Annotated in this window: 17 protein-coding genes; 13 read left to right on the top strand and 4 right to left on the bottom strand. The window is 44.0% G+C overall.

Annotation, left to right across the window (positions count from 1 at the left end):
* Window positions 1-18: 18 nt before the first annotated feature.
* From ACEYKX_RS03730 to ACEYKX_RS03720, 3 genes are all read left to right on the top strand, one after another.
* Complete coding sequence (locus ACEYKX_RS03730; RefSeq protein ID WP_373767919.1) at window positions 19-1,158, top strand: efflux RND transporter periplasmic adaptor subunit; 1,140 nt, start codon at window positions 19-21, stop codon at window positions 1,156-1,158.
* Window positions 1,158-3,110 carry a MacB family efflux pump subunit gene (locus ACEYKX_RS03725; protein WP_373767920.1) on the top strand — a complete coding sequence of 651 codons (1,953 nt, stop codon included), beginning with the start codon at window positions 1,158-1,160 and terminating at the stop codon, window positions 3,108-3,110. Before ACEYKX_RS03730 ends, ACEYKX_RS03725 begins: the two co-directional genes overlap by 1 nt.
* Window positions 3,111-3,256: 146 nt before the next feature.
* Entirely contained in the window at window positions 3,257-5,167 is a 1,911-nt protein-coding gene (locus ACEYKX_RS03720) for an acyltransferase family protein (protein ID WP_373767808.1), read from the top strand.
* A gap of 101 nt (window positions 5,168-5,268) precedes the next feature.
* On the opposite strand, the gene trpCF is transcribed toward ACEYKX_RS03720, so the two are convergent.
* The gene (gene trpCF, locus ACEYKX_RS03715) at window positions 5,269-6,660 is read right to left on the bottom strand and encodes a bifunctional indole-3-glycerol-phosphate synthase TrpC/phosphoribosylanthranilate isomerase TrpF (RefSeq protein WP_373767809.1); all 1,392 of its coding nucleotides are present in this window, start codon (window positions 6,658-6,660) and stop codon (window positions 5,269-5,271) included.
* Window positions 6,661-6,840: 180 nt separating this feature from the next.
* Here trpCF and ACEYKX_RS03710 point away from each other — a divergent pair, with 180 nt between their 5' ends.
* Both ACEYKX_RS03710 and truC read left to right on the top strand, forming a co-directional pair.
* Window positions 6,841-7,152, top strand: coding sequence for a YqcC family protein (locus ACEYKX_RS03710; RefSeq protein WP_373767810.1), 312 nt, complete (start codon window positions 6,841-6,843; stop codon window positions 7,150-7,152).
* Entirely contained in the window at window positions 7,152-7,871 is a 720-nt protein-coding gene (gene truC, locus ACEYKX_RS03705) for a tRNA pseudouridine(65) synthase TruC (RefSeq protein ID WP_373767811.1), read from the top strand. Before ACEYKX_RS03710 ends, truC begins: the two co-directional genes overlap by 1 nt.
* Before the next feature lie 48 nt (window positions 7,872-7,919).
* Here truC and ACEYKX_RS03700 read toward each other — a convergent pair whose 3' ends face one another.
* On the bottom strand, window positions 7,920-8,588 hold the full coding sequence (locus ACEYKX_RS03700) for a hypothetical protein (RefSeq protein ID WP_373767812.1): 669 nt from the start codon (window positions 8,586-8,588) through the stop codon (window positions 7,920-7,922).
* A gap of 263 nt (window positions 8,589-8,851) precedes the next feature.
* Between ACEYKX_RS03700 and ACEYKX_RS03695 the strand changes: the two genes are divergently transcribed.
* The 3 genes from ACEYKX_RS03695 to ACEYKX_RS03685 are packed head-to-tail and all read left to right on the top strand — an operon-like array spanning window position 8,852 to window position 10,933.
* Window positions 8,852-9,016 carry a YoaH family protein gene (locus ACEYKX_RS03695; protein ID WP_373767813.1) on the top strand — a complete coding sequence of 55 codons (165 nt, stop codon included), beginning with the start codon at window positions 8,852-8,854 and terminating at the stop codon, window positions 9,014-9,016.
* Window positions 9,017-9,472 carry a hypothetical protein gene (locus tag ACEYKX_RS03690; protein WP_373767814.1) on the top strand — a complete coding sequence of 152 codons (456 nt, stop codon included), beginning with the start codon at window positions 9,017-9,019 and terminating at the stop codon, window positions 9,470-9,472.
* A 54-nt stretch (window positions 9,473-9,526) separates the two neighbouring features.
* Window positions 9,527-10,933 (top strand): YcjX family protein, encoded by a 1,407-nt coding sequence (locus tag ACEYKX_RS03685; protein WP_373767815.1) that lies wholly within the window; start codon window positions 9,527-9,529, stop codon window positions 10,931-10,933.
* A 47-nt stretch (window positions 10,934-10,980) separates the two neighbouring features.
* On the opposite strand, the gene dxs is transcribed toward ACEYKX_RS03685, so the two are convergent.
* A complete protein-coding gene (dxs, locus tag ACEYKX_RS03680; RefSeq protein ID WP_373767921.1) occupies window positions 10,981-12,831 on the bottom strand; it encodes a 1-deoxy-D-xylulose-5-phosphate synthase in 1,851 nt (616 codons plus the stop codon).
* A 124-nt stretch (window positions 12,832-12,955) separates the two neighbouring features.
* A complete protein-coding gene (gene suhB, locus ACEYKX_RS03675) occupies window positions 12,956-13,768 on the bottom strand; it encodes an inositol-1-monophosphatase (RefSeq protein ID WP_373767816.1) in 813 nt (270 codons plus the stop codon).
* Window positions 13,769-13,984: 216 nt separating this feature from the next.
* Here suhB and ACEYKX_RS03670 point away from each other — a divergent pair, with 216 nt between their 5' ends.
* From ACEYKX_RS03670 to ACEYKX_RS03650, 5 genes are all read left to right on the top strand, one after another.
* A complete protein-coding gene (locus ACEYKX_RS03670; RefSeq protein ID WP_373767817.1) occupies window positions 13,985-15,007 on the top strand; it encodes a TrmH family RNA methyltransferase in 1,023 nt (340 codons plus the stop codon).
* Window positions 15,008-15,198: 191 nt separating this feature from the next.
* Window positions 15,199-15,795 (top strand): CDP-alcohol phosphatidyltransferase family protein, encoded by a 597-nt coding sequence (locus ACEYKX_RS03665; protein ID WP_373767818.1) that lies wholly within the window; start codon window positions 15,199-15,201, stop codon window positions 15,793-15,795.
* A 17-nt stretch (window positions 15,796-15,812) separates the two neighbouring features.
* A complete protein-coding gene (locus ACEYKX_RS03660) occupies window positions 15,813-17,564 on the top strand; it encodes a bifunctional alpha/beta hydrolase/class I SAM-dependent methyltransferase (protein ID WP_373767819.1) in 1,752 nt (583 codons plus the stop codon).
* 65 nt (window positions 17,565-17,629) lie between these two features.
* Window positions 17,630-18,928, top strand: a complete 1,299-nt coding sequence (locus tag ACEYKX_RS03655; RefSeq protein ID WP_373767820.1) for a phosphatase PAP2/dual specificity phosphatase family protein — start codon at window positions 17,630-17,632, stop codon at window positions 18,926-18,928.
* 29 nt (window positions 18,929-18,957) lie between these two features.
* Window positions 18,958-19,323, top strand: a complete 366-nt coding sequence (locus ACEYKX_RS03650) for a hypothetical protein (protein WP_373767821.1) — start codon at window positions 18,958-18,960, stop codon at window positions 19,321-19,323.
* Window positions 19,324-19,325 lie beyond the last annotated feature (2 nt).

The raw sequence follows: 19,325 nt of genomic DNA, 5'->3' as shown, positions 1-19,325 counted from the left end.
GAGGATATTTTGAAAATCATGAAAAGTCTGAAATATATGCTTGTTGTATTGATCTTTGGCGGGTTGTTTTTCTATTTTTTTGTTGAGGAAGAAAAAAATAATGATATTACTTTTCCCGTAGTGAAAGGGCGGGTGCAGAAAAATGTGATTGCCAGTGGTATTTTACAAGCATCGGAACAGGTGGATATCGGTGCTCAGGTTTCAGGGCAGATTAAAAGCATTTTGGTTAAGGAAGGGCAATCGGTAAAAAAAGGAGATTTATTGGCTGTTATTGATCCGCGTTTGGCGGAAACGGAATTAAAACTGGCAAAAGCAGAATTGGAAAATACCGAAGCAAATTTACAAGCAAAATATATTCATTTAAAACAGTTACAGTCAGATTGGGTACGCCACTATAAATTAAATCAAACCAATTCTACGGCGAAAAAAGAGGTAGAAGAGGCTAAAAGCAGATTGGAAATTGCCAAAACGGAAATTCGTATGGCACAAAGTAATTTAACCAGTGCAAAAATAAGAGTGGAAAAAGCCGAAACGGAGCTTGGCTATACGGAAATTCGTTCTCCTCTTGATGCGGTTGTGATTTCAGTGATTGCGCAGAGCGGACAGACATTGGCAACCACTCAGCAGGTTCCGGTCTTAATGAGATTGGCAAATATTGACACCATGAAAGTCAACGCCAAAATTTCGGAAGCGGATGTCGTTCATGTCGCGGCAGGTGCTCCGGTTACTTTTACCTTATTGGGTGAGCCAGCCAAGCCGTTTCATACACATATTGATGCGGTGAAATTGGCGCCGGTACATATTAGCGAACCAAGTGAAAGTTCTTCCGGTGCAATTTATTATCATGCAATGTTTAACGTCCCCAACCCTCAGCATAAATTGCGTATCTCCATGACGGCAGCCGTCACGATTATGTTGGATAAACGTGAAGACGTATTGACTATCCCGCTTTCCGCCTTGGGCAAAATGATTTCGCCGGATACGTATTATGTTACGGTTTTACATAAGAACGGTAAAAAAGAACAAATTGAAGTGAAAACAGGGCTAAAAGACGACGCAAACGTAGAGATCGTTGAAGGATTGGCAGAAGGGGATACCGTCGTGTTGTCGGGCGGTTCCGTTCCGTTTAATGAAGAGCAATACAATATCACATTATGATGAAACAGGCGTTAATTGAATTAAAAAATGTGGAGCGGTATTACCGCAACGGATCGACAGAAACGAGGGTATTGAAATCCGTTAATCTGAAAATTTATGCGGGAGAAATGATTGCGATCGTCGGCGCATCCGGTTCAGGTAAATCCACATTAATGAATATTCTCGGGGCATTAGATCAAGCCGATCAGGGAGAATATTGGTTCAGAGGGCGTAATATCGCCACATTATCTTCGAATGAATTGGCCGAATTACGTTGCCATCATTTTGGATTTGTCTTTCAGCGCTATCACTTATTGCCGCATTTAAACGCCGTCGGAAATGTTGAGATGCCGGCCGTTTATTCTATGACAGATAAAACCGAAAGAACGGCACGAGCGCAAGCTCTTTTATGTCGATTAGGATTGGAAAAACAGTTGAAGAATAAGCCTTCACAGCTTTCCGGCGGACAACAGCAGCGTGTCAGTATTGCTCGCGCATTAATGAACGGCGGTGAAATTATTTTAGCCGATGAGCCGACCGGTGCGTTAGACAGCCATAGTAGTCAAGAAGTATTAGCGGTATTGAAAGAACTGAACCGCCAAGGGCATACGGTGATCTTAATTACCCACGATATGCATATAGCCCGAAATGCCGACAGGATTATCCATATTAAAGACGGTGAAATTACGGAAGATAGCGGTGTGAATCTTCAACAGGCTCATGATGTAGAGAATAACGTGCGGCATAAAAACGCCAAGGTTTCGTACAATTGGTTATCGGCATTACATCGTTATAACGAATCGGTCGTCATGGCATTCAGCATGATGAAAGCACATAAAATCAGAACCTTTTTGACAATGCTGGGAATTATTATCGGTATTGCCGCCGTCGTTTGTGTCATTGCCTTAGGCGAAGGTGCAAAAAATAAAGTACTGAATGAATATAGTACGTTAGGCAGTAACGTGATTGATATTTTCCCCGGTAAAGGGTGGGGAGACTCGGATGCCCATAAAATCCAAACACTTAATGGTAGTGATCTGAATTTGCTCCGTCATCAACCGTATTTAACCGGAGCAACACCGAATTTAGCTTTGGAATTGCCCGTTCGATTTTTGAACAAAACGGTGAACGGTACAATAAATGGTGTGAGCAAAGATTTCTTTACGTTAAAAAATTATCAGTTACTCAGCGGACGTTTATTTAATCAACAGGATATAGACACCAACCGAGCCGTCGGCATTATTGATAAAAAATCTCAAGCGGTAATTTTTGGAAGTGAAAAAACAAAAGATAAAACGATCTTTATCGGTGATGTGCCGATTTCTATCATCGGTGTCGTGGAATCGTCTTCACTATTTAGTGAAGGTCAGCGGGCAACGGTTTGGTTACCGTACAGCACGTTCACCAGCCGTTTGCACAATCAATCCTACTTTCAACAAATCACGGTACAGCTGGCGAAAGATATTTCTCCGGTTGCGGCGGAAAGTGCCATTGTTGACCTATTAACCGCGAAGCACGGCGGTAAAGATTTTTTCACGTTCAGTAGCAGTAAATTTCTAGAATCCTTAAACCGAACGACGCAGGCTTTAACGCTCATGATATCTTCGATTGCGTTTATTTCATTGTTGGTCGGCGGCATCGGCGTGATGAATATTATGTTGGTATCGGTAATAGAAAGAACTAAAGAAATCGGTATTCGTATTGCAGTTGGTGCGAAAGAAAAAGATATTCTTCACCAATTTCTTATCGAGTCTGCCGCCGTCAGTCTAATCGGCGGCATTATCGGCGTGTTATTGTCGTTGTCGTTCGGTTGGATTTTTTCATTATTGACGGACAGCATTAAAATGCAATTCACCTTTTCATCATTTTTGGTGGCATTTCTTTGCTCATCCTTTATCGGCATCCTGTTCGGATATTTCCCCGCAAGGAATGCAACGCGGTTAAAACCAGTCGAAGCGTTATCGCGGGAATAAGACATCTGTGCTTTATTTGATTTTTTTCTTTTCTATGATAGGATTCGAGAGTTTGACTCGGGTGTGTTAAAGCGTTTAGCTTTAATATAAATATAATTTATGCACGAATTAAGGGTGATTTGTCTCCTTAATATTTGAAAGAAAAGATGAAATATCGTCGTGAAATTGATGGTCTGCGAACCATGGCTGTATTACCGGTGATTTTGTTTCATGCGGGAGTACCTCTCTTTAAAGGTGGTTTTGTCGGTGTTGACGTATTTTTTGTCATCAGTGGCTATTTAATTACCTCCATTATCTTATCTGAAGTAGAACAAGGTAAATTTTCTCTTGTTACGTTCTATGAGCGTCGTTTTCGACGTATTCTTCCTGCTCTGTTTTTCGTATTGGCGTGTACATGGGTTCTGGTTTCTTCAGAACTAATGGCGTCTGAAATGAAGGCCTTTTCTCAAAGCATTGCGGCAGTAACCGTATTTTCATCGAATATGTTGTTTTGGTGGACAAGTGGTTACTTTGATGTCGCAACAGAGTTGAAGCCCCTTTTGCATACATGGAGTTTGGGAATTGAAGAGCAATATTATTTCTTTTTTCCACTATTAATTCTGTTATTGTGGCGGATAGGTTTCCGTAAATCAATTGCGTGGGTGTTATTTGTCATCGCAGTGGTAAGTTTAATTGCCGCAGAATGGATGGTTCACCGCACGCCGATGTCCGCTTTTTATCTGCTTCCTTTCCGAGCTTGGGAACTATTGGCGGGTAGTTTGATTGCTTGTTATTTCCAACATTATAAGCAATCCGAACAAAGCAAAATGGCTAACCAGCTAGGCAGCCTTGCTGGTATGGCATTATTATTAATTGCTATATTCTTATATGATAAGTACATGGTTTTTCCTGGTGTTTCAGCTTTGGTCCCTGTTGCTGGAGCAGCACTGATAATCATATTTGCAACACCTAAGACTTGGGTGGGCAAATTTTTGTCAATACAACCTATGGTACAAATAGGTTTAATCAGCTATAGCGCTTATCTATGGCATAACCCTTTATTTGCATTAGCCCGTATTAAAGCAGAGTTTCACGCAGATCTTCTAACAATGTTAGGTTTGTCGCTACTTTCTTTAGTATTAGCATACTTTACCTGGAAATATGTTGAGGCACCCTTTAGAAATAAAAATTTGTTTCTCAGCAGAAAGATTTTTATATACAGTTTTTTTGGGAGTGTAATGTTGTTTATTGTTGGGATAGTCGGACATTTTTATTTCCAATCCCGTGAAATTAAACCCGATTATCAATGGGACCAATTTGCGAGACGCCATCAATGTTTAATCCAAAATGATAATGCTACACAGCAAGAACCGTCTTGTTATGTTGATAAACGTAATGAACAAGATTTAAAAGTGTTACTATGGGGCGATAGCCATGCCGCATCGTTATATCAAGGGTTATCAACTTTTGCTGAAAAGAATAATATCGCTCTAACTCAATTAAACCAATCGGCATGTCCGCCGATTTTAGGTTGGAATAGTTTATTACGGTTGAATTGTTCGGTTATTAATGAACGTATTTTGAAGGAAATTACGCAAACGCATTATGATGTGATTTTTTTACATAGTATGTGGTATTTTGAAAAAGCACCGACCTCGGTAGAGAATATCGCTACAGGATTAGATAATACGATTGAACAAATTAAAAAAGCTTCTCCGAAAAGTAAGATTATCGTTATAGCCAATGTTCCGCGTTGGTATATTAGTGCAGAGCGGGCATATTTCAGAGCGGAACGAAATAATGAAATCCCACAGGGAGAATTGTATCGACGGGCAATTACATTTCCGGAATTGGAAAATGCGTTACGACAAATTGCTCAACGGCAACAGGTTGGTTTTATTGCTCCATCACGTTATTTGTGTAAAACAAACGAGAGCGAATATGGTGAATGTTTCCTAAGTGCGGATGGCTCTCGTGAGAAGATGCTATATACTGATGGGGATCATTTATCGAAAACCGGAGCTGATATTTTAGTTGAGAAAATGACTCAAGATCTGAAATTACTTATTTCAAATTAAATAAGTGCACGATACAGTTATTTGGCTCGTGCTTTTGAGATTACAATAGGAATACCGACGTAGGGGCTTCGTCGGTATTTATCTAATATATAGCTCACAGCCTAATTGTTTCTGAATATCCGTTGAAATACGTTTGAGATTTTCCCCGCATCTTTCACCCCTTTTGCAGATTCCACGCCCGAATTCAGATCGACACCTAAACAACCTTGTTTTAACGCTTGATCAATATTGTCCAAACCAATTCCGCCTGCCAATAACGCTTTGGTTTTGATCTCATTTGGAATCAACGACCAATCAAACACTTCTCCCGAACCGCCTTGTTTACTGTCTAAAATATAACGCTGAACTAATGGATTTTGTTGAAATTGAGTCTGTGTATTCACGGAAATGGCTTTCCAAATTTGAATTTTTCCGTCAAATGCTTCCGCCAGTTCTGCAATGTAAGCTTCATCTTCCGAGCCGTGAAGTTGCACGGCAAACAGTTCAAGCTGTTTTGCAATTTTTTCCACAAAACTGACCGCTTGATCTTGGAATACGCCGACAAAACGTAACGGGGCTTGTACCACAAGCTCTTGTGCTTGGCGTAACGATAAGGCTCGTGGCGATTTTTCGGCGAAAATTAATCCACCGTATAATGCCCCATTTTGATAAACCGCTTGCACATCTTGCGGACGGGTTAAGCCACAGACTTTATTTTCGCCATACACCACCGCTCGCACGGCATTATTCAGATCCGGATTGCCCATTAAGCTACTGCCAATTAAAAAGCCGTGAGCAAACGGTTTGATTTGCTGGACTTGCTGATGATTGTAAATGCCCGACTCACTGATTAAACGGGTCTCCTTCGGAATACGATCTTGATATTTTTGCACCAAATGCACAATGCGGTTCATATCAATGGATAGATCATGCAAGTTGCGGTTATTCACGCCGATAATCTTCGCCCCTAAGGCTAAAGCCCGTTCAAATTCCGCTTCGTTGCTGGTTTCCGTCAGTACGCCCATACCAAGAGAATGAGCTAATTCGCTTAACTCACGATAGGTATCGTCATCAACCACCGACAGCATTAATAAAATCGCATCCGCTTGATGAAAACGTGCCAAATAGACTTGGTAGGGCGAGATCATAAAATCTTTGCACAGAACAGGCTGTTCGACTTGTTGGCGAACTTGGTTGATATAAGAAAAATCCCCTTGGAAATACTGTTCATCCGTCAACACTGAAATTGCTGAAGCATAATGTTTATAGACTTGAGCAATCGCATCTAAATCAAAATCTGCTCGAATCAGCCCTTTTGACGGAGATGCCTTTTTACATTCTAAAATGTAAGCGGGCAGATCATGCGAACCTTTTGCAAGAGCCTGATAAAAACTGCGATCACTTTGGGTTAATTGATGTCGAAATTGGGATAACGGAAAAGCTTGTGCTTTTTGCTCGACCCAACGAGCTTTGTCTTGAACAATCTTCTGAAGGATAGTGGGTTGATTTTGCATATTTTGTCCTTATATTAGCAAGCAATTTTTTGCCGAGTTCTCTTCTGTTTAAAGAGAAACGACGAATGGAGATTGCAAAATGTTGTAAAAATCGGACCGCTTGCATGCCCCCCTTCCGCCTTCGGCACCTTCCCCCGCTTGCGGGGGAAGGGAAATAATGGAAACAATAAAGGACAACCAATGAAAACTCAAGTAAAACAACACTTAACCGATCTCGAAATCGCCTTGCGAGTACATAATCTGTGGGAAGCCACGCCACCGTCTGAAGAAGCCTTAGCCAATGACGAGCCGTTTTGTGTCAGCACACTGTCTGCAACCCAGTGGTTACAATGGATTTTCTTACCGAGAATGCACGCCCTGTTAGAGGCCAATGCAGAATTACCCCGTAATTTTGCTGTATCGCCTTACTTAGAAGAAGCGTTAAAAGATTTGGATTATCTACACGCACTTCACGCCCCGTTAGTTAAACTTGAAACCTTGTTGAAAAGCTAATGGAACTTGAGATTCTTTACCGTGATGATGAACTCATTGCGATTAACAAACCTGCGGGTATGTTAGTACACCGCAGTTGGTTGGATAAACATGAAACCGTGTTCGCCATGCAGACGTTGCGAGATCAAATCGGGCAACACGTTTTTCCGATTCACCGTCTAGATCGTCCGACTTCCGGTGTGTTGCTTTTTGCTCTTAACAGCGATATGGCTCGCACCATGAGCCAGTTGTTTGAACAACATCAGATCCAAAAAAGCTATTTGGCAGTCGTTCGTGGTTATTTGGAAGGTGAAGGGCGGATTGACTATCCCCTGAAAGTTCAGCTGGATAAAATTGCCGATAAGTTTTCTCAAGAGAAAGAAGCACAAGATGCGATTACCGATTATAAAGGCTTGGCAACGGTCGAGATGCCTTATCCCGCAGGCAAATTTCAAACGGCACGTTACAGCCTTGTGCAACTGTTTCCGCAAACAGGTAGAAAACATCAGCTTCGCCGTCACATGAAGCACCTGTTTCACCCAATTATGGGCGATACCAACTACGGCGATTTACATCAAAACCGTGCGTTAATCGCTAATACGGGTTGTGAGCGTTTATTTTTACATTCCAACCGCTTGCAATTTATTCACCCGAAAAGTTTGCAAAAAATTGAAATAAACGCACCACTTGATCAGCCGTGGTTAAGTTTGTTTGAACGGTTTGGGTGGGACTTTAAATAAGAAATAAGGCGTTCAAACTTCTGAACGCCTTATCAAAACATGAATTGGTTAAGGTTTAAATATATCACCGCTATCTAGAGATAGAAACCATATTTGAAACGGTAAAGTCACAATATCAGATGCTAAAGTGATTGGCGTTAGTGCTATGGCAGCAAGCGTAGAGCCAACACCATTTATTTGATATTTTTCTGTCACTAATTTTACGGGAATGGCTCTTCTTAACTTACCTGACTCTGCAATTTGTATATCCGCTTTTTTGTAGAGTTGTCCTTGTAATCGGTATTGTTGAACATATTGATCGTCTTTTGGGCATTCAGGACAACGAGATTCAAATCCTAATTGTTTTAATTTGGTAATTTCAGCCTGAGTATCTGCGGTAGTGTATGATATACCTACGTTGGTTTTCCAGTTTTTTGCCTCTTTATCTAATTCGACTTGTAACCCATAGGTATTAAAAGTTTCCGGTAATTTTGCGTCAATCAATGCTTTGATTTGTTTCGAACTTTCGGCATCCGCGACAAACCAATATTTTTCCCCTATCATCACAAGCTGCTGGGTTGATTTTACCATGCCAAATGCAGTGAGATTATCTTCATCCACTTCGACCTTTTGGTTACCTGAAGATATGGGTTCGCGGTCCTCCCAATTAAGTAACGTAAAACAACCGGATAACAGCATGGTACTTAAACTTAAAAAGAGGATTTTGAGTAGTTTCATATACGACCTTAAATTGACTTGTGAAAAACAATAGGTAGGCAGCATAATGCAATCGGATTATTTGCGTCAATGAGAAATGATATCAATCAATAATCACCTTCAATATAGGCTTCAGACTATGATAGACTGCCACACTTTTTCTATATGTGAATTAATGTGATCCCTAATTTGTCAAATATCATCGTAAACTGACCGCTTGATCGGCAGTAACGCCTTTTTTACATTATTTCACGGGGATTTTATTAGACTTAACGAGGTTCAAAATGGATAATGCGCTTCTGAGTTTAACTCACGAACAGCAACAACAAGCCGTCGAGCGGATTCAACAGCTTATGCAACAAGGTGTCAGTAGCGGCGAGGCGATTGCGATGGTTGCACAACAATTGCGACAAGCATATCAACGACAAAATGATGAATCGGAGTCATAAATGAAAAAAACGTTAGGGATAGTATTAAGTATGCTGTCTGTGGCGGTAGCGGCACAAAATGTGCAAAAGCAGCCGGAGCAGCGTCCAATGTTGAATTTAGCCGTTTACGATACTGCCAATAAAGTGGCAAAACCAATCGGTACGCAATATTCGGTCGGTAAAAAAGGGCAGCAACTATGTTGGGTAGTGATAAATATGCCGTTTCAGGCGAGAAACAGCGTGACGGAAATATTCCATTCCCCGGCAGAAGCGCAATTCGGTGATCCTGCCGGTACGACCGTATCGTCGGAAGACAAAAAGCGTCATCAAATCAGCATGACGTTACCGAGCAGTAGTAATGAGTTTATTCAGCGTTGTTGGCGGTTTGATCACCGCGATCCGCTCGGGCAATATACGCTGGAAGTTCGAGTTAACGATATTGTTTTTCCGGCACAACGTTTCGAATTAATTAAGTAGGGGGTAAGGTGCACGTGTTGCACCTTTCTTTTTAAAACTTTAGTGTGATACAGCATGTTTAATCAACTTCAAAATCAACTGTATAAATTTGTCCAACGCGGTTTGGATAATCACCTCCGCCTTGCCGTAACGGGGTTAAGCCGTAGCGGTAAAACGGCATTTATCACCAGTCTTGTCGATCAACTTTTACATATTAATACGGGCGACAATGCACACCTCAATTTATTTGCACCGGCACGTAATCGACAGATTATTTCCGTTAAGCGGGTTGAACAACATGATTTAACCGTACCGCGTTTTGAATATGATAAAAATCGCGCTTGTTTTGAAAACGATCCGCCGTCGTGGTGTCCGTCAACCACCGGTATCAGTGAAATTCGGCTTGCCATTCGTTATCAGCGACAAGACAGTCTGCTGCGTCATTTAAAAGAAACCGGCACACTTTACTTGGATATTTTTGACTATCCGGGAGAATGGCTGTTGGATTTACCGCTACTTTCCCAATCGTTTAAAGCGTGGTCGCAAGCGCAGCAGTCGGTGCATAAAGGGCTTCGGGCGGAATTGGCGGCACCGTGGTTGGAACAGGTCGAGCGGTTGGATCTCACGGCGAAAGCGGACGAAAACCGGCTGGCGGCGTTAAGTGAAATGTATACCGACTATTTGTTACAATGCAAAGCGGCAGGGATGCAATATATTCAGCCGGGACGATTTGTCTTACCGAATATCGAACGCGGCGCGCCGGTTTATCAATTTTTCCCTTTGCTTCAGCTAACGGAAAACGAATGGGAACGGTTGGAAAAAAGTTCGAGCGATAGTGTTTTTCATACGCTGAAAAAACGTTATACGCATTATCAGCAAAAAATCGTGAAGCCGTTTTATGAAGATTATTTTTCGCAATTCGATCGACAAGTGATTCTTGCCGATTGTCTGACACCGTTGAATCACAGTCAACAAGCCTTTATTGAAATGAAAATCGGTTTACAGCAACTGTTTAAACACTTTCATTACGGCAACCGTTCGTTGTTTAGTCGGTTGTTTTCCTCCAATATCGATAAATTATTATTTATTGCCACGAAGGCGGATCATATTACCGGCGAGCAGCTGCCGAATTTGGAGAGTTTAATGCGCCAATTGGTTCAAGAGGGCGGAAGACATGCCGAATTTGAAGGAATTGAAACCGGTTATCAGGCGGTGTCGGCGATTCGGGCGACGGAATCGGTGATCGCCACCCAAAACGGGCAAAGTTTTAAAGCCATTCGAGGGATACGTTCATCGGATAAAAAACGGGTTACCCTTTATCCGGGCAGTGTGCCGGCACGGTTGCCCGAAGCCGGTTATTGGCAGTATCATCGATTTGAGTTCGATCAGTTTGAACCGAGACGGGTCGAGTTTGACCAGCCGTTACCGCATTTAAGGATGGATGCTGTATTGCAGTTTCTTCTGGCGGATATGTTGGACTAGTAACGAAAAACCTCATAACAACTTATGAGGTTTTTCATTCGGAGAATTTAGTTAAGCGCTTGGCGGATTTTGTGTGCAATGCCTTGCGCATCCAAGCCTAAATCGGCATAAGCTTCCGCTTGAGTGGACTGTGGCACAAAGACATCCGGAATGCCAATCATCACAAGCGGTCTGATCTTGCCGATCATTTGCAAATATTCATTAACGAAACTTCCCGCTCCGCCTTGAATCGCGTTTTCTTCCAAGGTTACGAGCAGATCATGCGTTTCCGCTAACGTTTCAATCAAGGCATGATCAAGCGGTTTGACAAAACGCATATCGACTAAGGTGTAATCCTGTGCTTCGGCAACCTGTTTGGCTTCGTTTAACAGTGTGCCGAAATTGAGAATAGCTACTTTTTGACCTTGTCGAATCACTTTGCCTTTGCCGATCTCCAACGCTTGCATCGGTTGCAACTCAACACCTTGGGCATTGCCGCGCGGGTAACGTACCGCGACCGGCGAATTCATACAATAAGCCGTGTAGAGCATTTGGCGCATTTCATTTTCATCGCTCGGGCACATAATGGTCATGTTCGGAATGCAGCGCATAAAACTCAAATCGAACGCACCTTGGTGCGTTTGTCCGTCCGCACCGACAATGCCGGCACGGTCAATGGCAAAAATCACCGGCAGGTTTTGAATCGCAACGTCGTGAATTAATTGATCGTAGGCGCGTTGTAAAAAGCTGGAGTAGATTGCTACTACCGGCTTGTAACCGGCAATCGCCAACCCGGCACCGAATGTTACGGCATGTTGTTCGGCAATGGCAACGTCAAAATATTGCTGAGGAAAACGTTTGGAGAATTCCACCATTCCCGATCCTTCGCGCATTGCCGGCGTGATGCCGATAATTTTTTCATCGCGTTCCGCCATTTCGCATAACCAATCGCCGAAAATGTTGGAATACGTCGGTGCCGATTTGGTTTGCGGTAATTTGCCGCTGGTATGGTCAAATTTCGGTACACCGTGGAAACCGATCGGATCTTCTTCCGCAGGCGCATAGCCTTTGCCTTTTTTGGTTTTGATATGTAGAAATTGCGGACCGGGAAGATTTCTCATGTTGCTTAAGGTGGCAATTAACTCTTCGATGTCATGTCCATCAATCGGACCGATGTAGTTAAAACCGAGGGTTTCGAACATGGTGCCTACCGGCGAGACGAAACCTTTGACGTGTTCTTCCGTTTTGCGTACGAATTCTTTAATCGGCGGAAGCCCGGACAGTAATTTTTTACCGCCTTCGCGTAAGGTGCTGTAGAGCGAGCCGCTGAATAAACGGGCGAGGTGATTGTTTAAGGCACCGACGTTTTCCGAAATCGACATTTCATTGTCGTTTAAGATCACCAACATATCGGTATGAATGGAACCGGCGTGATTGATTGCTTCAAAAGCCATACCGGCGGTAATGGCGCCATCGCCGATCACGCAAACGGTTTTACGCCCGGCATTTTCTTTTGCTGCGGCGACGGCAATGCCCAACCCAGCGCTGATTGATGTCGAGGAGTGTCCGACACTCAATACGTCAAACGGGCTTTCTTCACGCCATGGGAAAGGATGTAAACCGTTTTTTTGGCGGATGGTATGCATTTGATCGCGGCGACCGGTCAGAATTTTATGCGGATAAGCTTGGTGGCCGACATCCCAAATCAGTTGGTCAAAAGGCGTTTGATAAACATAATGCAAAGCCACGGTCAATTCTACCGCGCCCAAACCGGAGGCTAAATGTCCGCTTGTTTGGCTGACGGATTCAAGTAAATAAGCACGCAATTCATCACAAAGCGGTGGTAATTTTTCTTTCGGCAGTAAACGCAAATCGTCCGGTGAATTGATTTGGCTTAAAAGAGGGTAGGTCTTTTGCATCATACTTATCTTTATTCTTCAACAATTTGAACACGATACAACGAAACAAGCGGTGGGATTCGACGGACATTTTGCAAAATTCTGCGATGAACCGACCGCTTGTCGGTGTTCTTTGGGTTAACAATTATTTTTTTAAATCTTCGGTCAACACCGGTTGAATGGTATTGAGTATCTCTTTGACCGTACGCGCATTACCCGCCACGACGTTGCCTGACGTTAAGTAATCCGTTCCGCCGACAAAATTGGTGACTAAGGCACCGGCTTCACGGGCAATCAAATCACCCGCCGCACAATCCCACGGTTTCAAACCGATTTCAAAATAGCCGTCTACACGACCCGCTGCGACATAGGCTAAATCCAATGCCGCCGAACCGGTACGGCGGAAATCCGCAACGCCGTTATCCATTAAGGCTTCAACCATATTTAAATGTGTACGGCGATGTTGAGCGGCTTTGAACGGAAAGCCCGTCGCCAAGACGGCGGCAGCCAGATCACGACGATCATTATCAATGCGTAAACGGAATTCGTTTAATTTCGCACCTTCACCGCGAACGGCGGTGAACAATTCATTACGAATCGGATCATACACGACCCCGACTTCGGTTCGACCGTTCACGCGAATACCGATAGACACGGCAAAATGCGGAAAGCGTTTGACAAAATTGGTTGTGCCGTCCAGCGGATCGATCACCCATTGCACATCGGTATTCGTACCGGCAGACACGCCCGATTCTTCCCCGACAACCGAATGCTCAGGGTAAGATTTACGGATCACCTCAATAATGGCCGCCTCGGCAGCTTTATCGATTTCCGTCACATAATCGTTTGAGCTTTTGTGGGTGACTTGTGTGTCTTGAGGCGCTTGCTCATAGCCTTTTGCAATAATATTGCCCGCTTTTCGTGCCGCACGAATAGCGATGTTTAACATTGGATTCATATTTCCACCGAATTTTAAAGAACATAAAAGGATAAAGATTATAGATAAAGTTGTCGGATAAAGAAATAGCCGTCATCAAATTCGCGCTACTTAAGCAAAGAAAAACGCGTCTTGAATCAATAGATCGGGAGCAACAAGCGGTGAGATTGTTAAAGAATTTTGCAAATCTCTGTTATACTTTTGCCTATTCCTTCCCGATATTGACAGAAACATCCTATGAACATGAAATTCAAATCCAACCAACCCCGTTTTAAAACCGTCGACGAACGCCATGAGCCGCAATTTAAATCACCGGGTTTTCGCGAAAACCGCGACGATAAACGTAAACCGAGACAAGATAAACGTGTCCGACCAACCGCTGAAAAGCGTCATGACACGTTAAATTATCCGACGGAAGGGAAAAAAGCCGGCGGTGACGGTGTTGTGCAAATCCGCGTAAAAGGTGATAACCGCACGACGGAGAAAAAAACCGGTCCGCTTTCTCCGCGTGCGCCTGAAAAAATCCGCCATAATCGCGCCACGGAAATGAAGGTGTACGGTGAAAACGCTTGCCATACCGTGTTTCAACAACGTCCCGAAGCCATCGTACGCTTATGGGCAACGGTAGAGGGCGCGAAAAAAGCCGGCGATCTGCTCAGCTATTTAGCCGAACAGAAAAAAGCCTATCACGTAGTCGATAAAGACGAAATGGAGCGGGTCACCGGAACGGAACACCACGGCGAAATCTGCTTATTGGTCAAAAAAACAGCACCGTATTCACTGGAAGGCTATTTGCAAGCCAATCGCCAACAAGATTGTCTCGTCTTGCTTGACGGTGTCAATAACGCCCAAAATATCGGCGGTGTGATACGTACTTGTGCGTTTTACGGCGTCAAAGGCATTATTGTTGAAAACTACGATATTTTGCATTCGAGTCATGCGGCGCGTGTTGCCGAAGGCGGTTTGGAATTTATTCATGCATTAGAAACCAAACATAAACAAATTGCGTTAACGCAATTACGCCAAGCCGGTTATCAAATTATTCATTTAACCCGTCAAAAACAGGCTAAAAATTTAGCTAAAGTTATATTAAATCCGAAAATTGTTTTTGTATTAAGTGAAACGGTTGCAAACGACGTAGAATATCCGGAAGATACTACAGTGCAATTATCTTTCGCCAATCCGTTAAACAGTGGTTTAAACGTGGCGGTCAACGCCGGTATATTACTGGCTCAGTGGTATCAGCATTATCAAATTTAAATCATTTTAGAGATAAAATAGATTATTTTCTTTCCCCCTCGCCTGTTTACAGGGGGAGGGAATAATAGTGTGCTCTTTTTGTATTATCTTTATTCTTTTGATTTTGAAATCAATTTCGGTGGAATTTACTTGATCTTGGGGTAAATTAACCGCTACTATGCATTCAATATTTCTTCTACGGGGTGTTGACGATGAGCATCTACGCACTTAAACCGAAATTTCAAGATTTACTCCGTCCGATTGCACGAAAATTGGATCGACAAGGAGTCTCGGCAAATAAGGTCACGCTTTTTGCCTTTTGGGTATCGGTTTTTCTTGGTCTTTTCCTTTCTCTTTTCTCTTTTTCTTCCGCTTTATTTTGGTTGTTACCGATTTGGCTTTTCTTACGGATGGCATTGAATGCGATTGACGGTATATTGGCGCGGGAATTTCATTGGCAATCAAAATTAGGCGGCTATTTAAACGAACTGACGGATGTTGTTGCCGATGCGGCGCTCTATTTGCCGTTTGCCTTTATTGCACCGTTTAACGGCTTTCAAATCGGGTTGTTTATTTTCTTGGCGGTACTGACGGAATTTTGTGGTGTGCTTGGTCAGGTTCACGGTCATAACGGGCGCCGCTATGACGGGCCTTTCGGTAAAAGCGATCGGGCGTTTTTTATCGGTGCGTTGGCGCTGTGGTACGCCATAGTCGGTAAGTTTCATTTCAGTTTCACGATTATTATGTGGTTGGCGTGTGTTGCCTTGGTGATTACCTGTTACAGACGGGTAAAAAACGGTTTAGCGTAAGCATAAAGGAGTCATTCATGCAAAGTCTCATTGAGCAGGAAAAATATTTTACCACAGCCGATAATACGCAGTTATTTTATCGTTATCGCCCGGCAAAAGACGGTAGTCAGGACAAAGCGATAGTGTTATTTCACCGCGGACACGAGCATTCCGGACGGATGATGTTTGTCGCCGATGAACTGGGTTTTGATGATTTTACCTATTTTGCTTGGGATGCGCGCGGGCACGGGTTAAGCCCGGGTGAGCGGGGTGACAGCCCGAGTTTGGGGACGTCGGTTTCCGATATTCAGGATTTTATTCAACATATCGGGCGGGAATATGGTATTCAGCCGGAAAATATTGCGGTGATTGCGCAAAGCGTCGGTGCGGTGTTGGTGTCGACGTGGCTGCATGATTACGCACCGAAAATTCGTTGTGCGGTATTGGCTTCACCGGCGTTTAAAGTGAAATTGTATGTGCCGTTCGCCCGAGCAGGATTGAAATTGATGTATAAATGGCGAGGCAATTTCTTTGTCAACAGTTACGTAAAAGCCCACTACCTGACGCACAATAAGGCGCGGCAAGACAGTTATAACAACGACCCGTTGATCGCTCGTGCAATTTCCGTACGTATTTTACTCGGATTATATGACGCGGCGGATAGAGTAGTGGCTGATGCACAGGCAATTACCACACCGATTCAGTTGCTGATTTCGGGGAGTGACTGGGTCGTGCATCATCAACCTCAGCACGATTTTTACAATCGTTTGGGCAGCCATATTAAAGAACGCCATGTATTAGACGGTTTTTATCACGATACCTTAGGAGAGGAGCAACGGGAAGCGGCATTTAAAGAAATGCGCCGTTTTATCCGTGAGCGTTTTAATCAACCGCTGTCCGTCGTGGATGTCACGCAGGCGCATATTCACAGCCAAAGCCGTATCGAAGCGGATGAATTGGCAACGCCGTTGTCCCCGTATAGTCCGCGAGGGGCGTTTTGGGCGGCTTATCGCTGGTTGATGAAATTAGGTGCTAATTGGAGCGAAGGACTCAGAATCGGCAAAGAAACGGGATACGATTCGGGTTCAACTTTGGATTATGTATATCACAATGAGCCGCAGGGAACGAATAAATTCGGGCTGATGGTCGATAAAAATTACTTGAATGCAATCGGTTGGCGCGGAATTCGGCAGCGCAAAGTAAATATCGGCAAAGCGATTTACATGGCAATGGCAAAACTGCGCCAAGCGGGTAAACCGGTTCATGTATTGGATATTGCTTCCGGTCACGGGCGCTATGTGCTGGACGCATTAACGGAGGAAAGTTTACCCGACTCAGTCCGTCTGCGGGATTACAGCCCGATTAACGTGGCGGCGGGGCGGAAACTGATAGAAGAGCGCAATTTGCAACAGGTGGTGACCTTTGATGAAGTGAATGCGTATGATCGCAGCAATTACCGTGATCTTTCGCCTCGTCCGACCTTGGGAATTGTCTCCGGTTTACATGAACTGTTTGCCGATAATGATTTAATATTGAACTCGATTTACGGATTCGGTGATGCGATTGAATCCGGCGGTTACTTGATTTACACCGGTCAGCCTTGGCACCCGCAGTTGGAGCTGATCGCCCGCTGTTTAACCAGCCATAAAGAGGGCAGTCCGGATTGGGTAATGCGCCGTCGCAGTCAACAAGAAATGGATCAACTGGTTGAAAAAGCCGGTTTTGAGAAAATTCACCAATGGATTGATGAGGACGGCATATTTACCGTCAGCTTGGCAGTGAAAAAATAAATGCCGTGTGGCGGCGGACAAGCAGTCGGTTCTGCGTTTTATTTTGCAAATAAGAGAGCAAGGCCATGATGAAACATTTGCGACATCGTTTAGGTTATTTACTGGCAGTCGGCATGTTGTTTTACGCCAGTTACGGTTTGAGCAATTGGTTTACCGCACAACGGGCGGACGTACCCGAAATCGTTTATGCGTGGGAACAACATATTCCGTTTTTAGCTTGGACGATCGTGCCTTATTGGTCGCTCAACGTGATGTATTCCCTTGCCTTTTTCTTTGCCCACTCTCGTCAGGAATTGCACCGCTACATCACGCATTTAGTCGTGGCGCAAGTGATTGCGGTAGGGTGTTTTTTACTTTTCCCGTTGCAATTTAGTTGGGCAAAACCTGAAACAACGGGGATTTCAGGCTATTTGTTTGCGTCGTTGGCCACTTTTGATCAACCTTACAATCAAGCCCCTTCTTTACATATTATTTTGACGGTGATTGTCGGCATGTTTTATTGGCGCTATTTGCCGAAAACGTGGCGTATTCCGTTGCTGCTATGGTTAGGATTAATCGCCGTCTCTATTCTTACCACCTATCAACATCACTTTATTGATTTACCGACGGGCGCATTGGTCGGTTGGTTAGTCGTTTGGGCATTGCCTTATGAGCAGCCGAGCCCGTTGCGAAAATGGCAGACAATCACGGCTTCCCGCTTGGCTCAAATGAGATTGTATTTGATTGGTTTCGTACTCACGGCGATACCGGCGTTTTTCGGCGGTGCATGGTTATGGTTTATTTGGATAAGTCTGGCGTTGGGACTGGTTGCCTACGCACACGGCTGGGGCGGCATTCGGGTTTTCCAAAAACAGCAAGACGGCAAACTCTCCGCCGCTTCTTCGTGGCTATTATTCCCTAACTTCATCTGTATCCGAGTAAATATCGCTTGTTGGTTGAGAAACAAAGCGAAATACAGTGAAGTGAAACAAGGGGTTTATATCGGTTCGGTGACTCAAGCCAAGGCGTTCGATGCCGTGGTGGATATGTGCGGAGAATATCCTTGCCTGCATCCGCCGGCAGATTATGTCAGCGTGCCGATGTTGGATATGGCAACCCCGGAGGTCGGTGATTTAGCCTATGCGGCACAGGCCGTGGAACGTTGCCGACAACGCAATGCGTCCGTATTGGTGTGTTGTGCTTTAGGTTACGGGCGCAGCGCGGCGGTAACGGTCGTTTGGTTGGTTGTATTCGGCGGTTGTGAAACGATTGCTCAGGCTGTCGAACATTTGCGCCGAGTCCGCCCGAATATGGTATTTCCGCCTGCAACTGAGCAAGCGGTAAAAGAAGCGATCGCCTATTTGCAAAATTCTGCGAAAATCTGACCGCTTGTTCATTCTTTTAAGGAGGACATATGTCTGCACACGCGCGTGTTACATCAAATTTATTGGCAACCGCCCGTTATATCGGCATTGCTAATTTGGTTATTTTGGTTTTAGCAGCTCAGTCAGGAGGCAGTTCATTTTCTCTACAAGTGCTGTTGGCTGCGCTACTCATTTATCTGCATGTCAGGGTGTATTTCGATCAACTGCTTTTCGTGGACTTAGCCTATCACCATCTCACCACCGAAGAACTCGATCGTTCGTTAGATGAATTGAATTTGAAAAAATCGTTAGGAAACCGACCGCTTGAAGCGCGCGCAGAAGGTGCGGTAAGACTGTGGAAATATATTGTTTATGCGACGGCGGCACAGTTGGTATTACTGTTTTTACAATCTTAAGG

The organism is Glaesserella sp., from assembly GCF_041817755.1.
In the GTDB taxonomy this organism is placed as follows: Bacteria; Pseudomonadota; Gammaproteobacteria; order Enterobacterales; family Pasteurellaceae; genus Glaesserella.
This window is presented reverse-complemented; position numbering and strand designations above follow the sequence as displayed.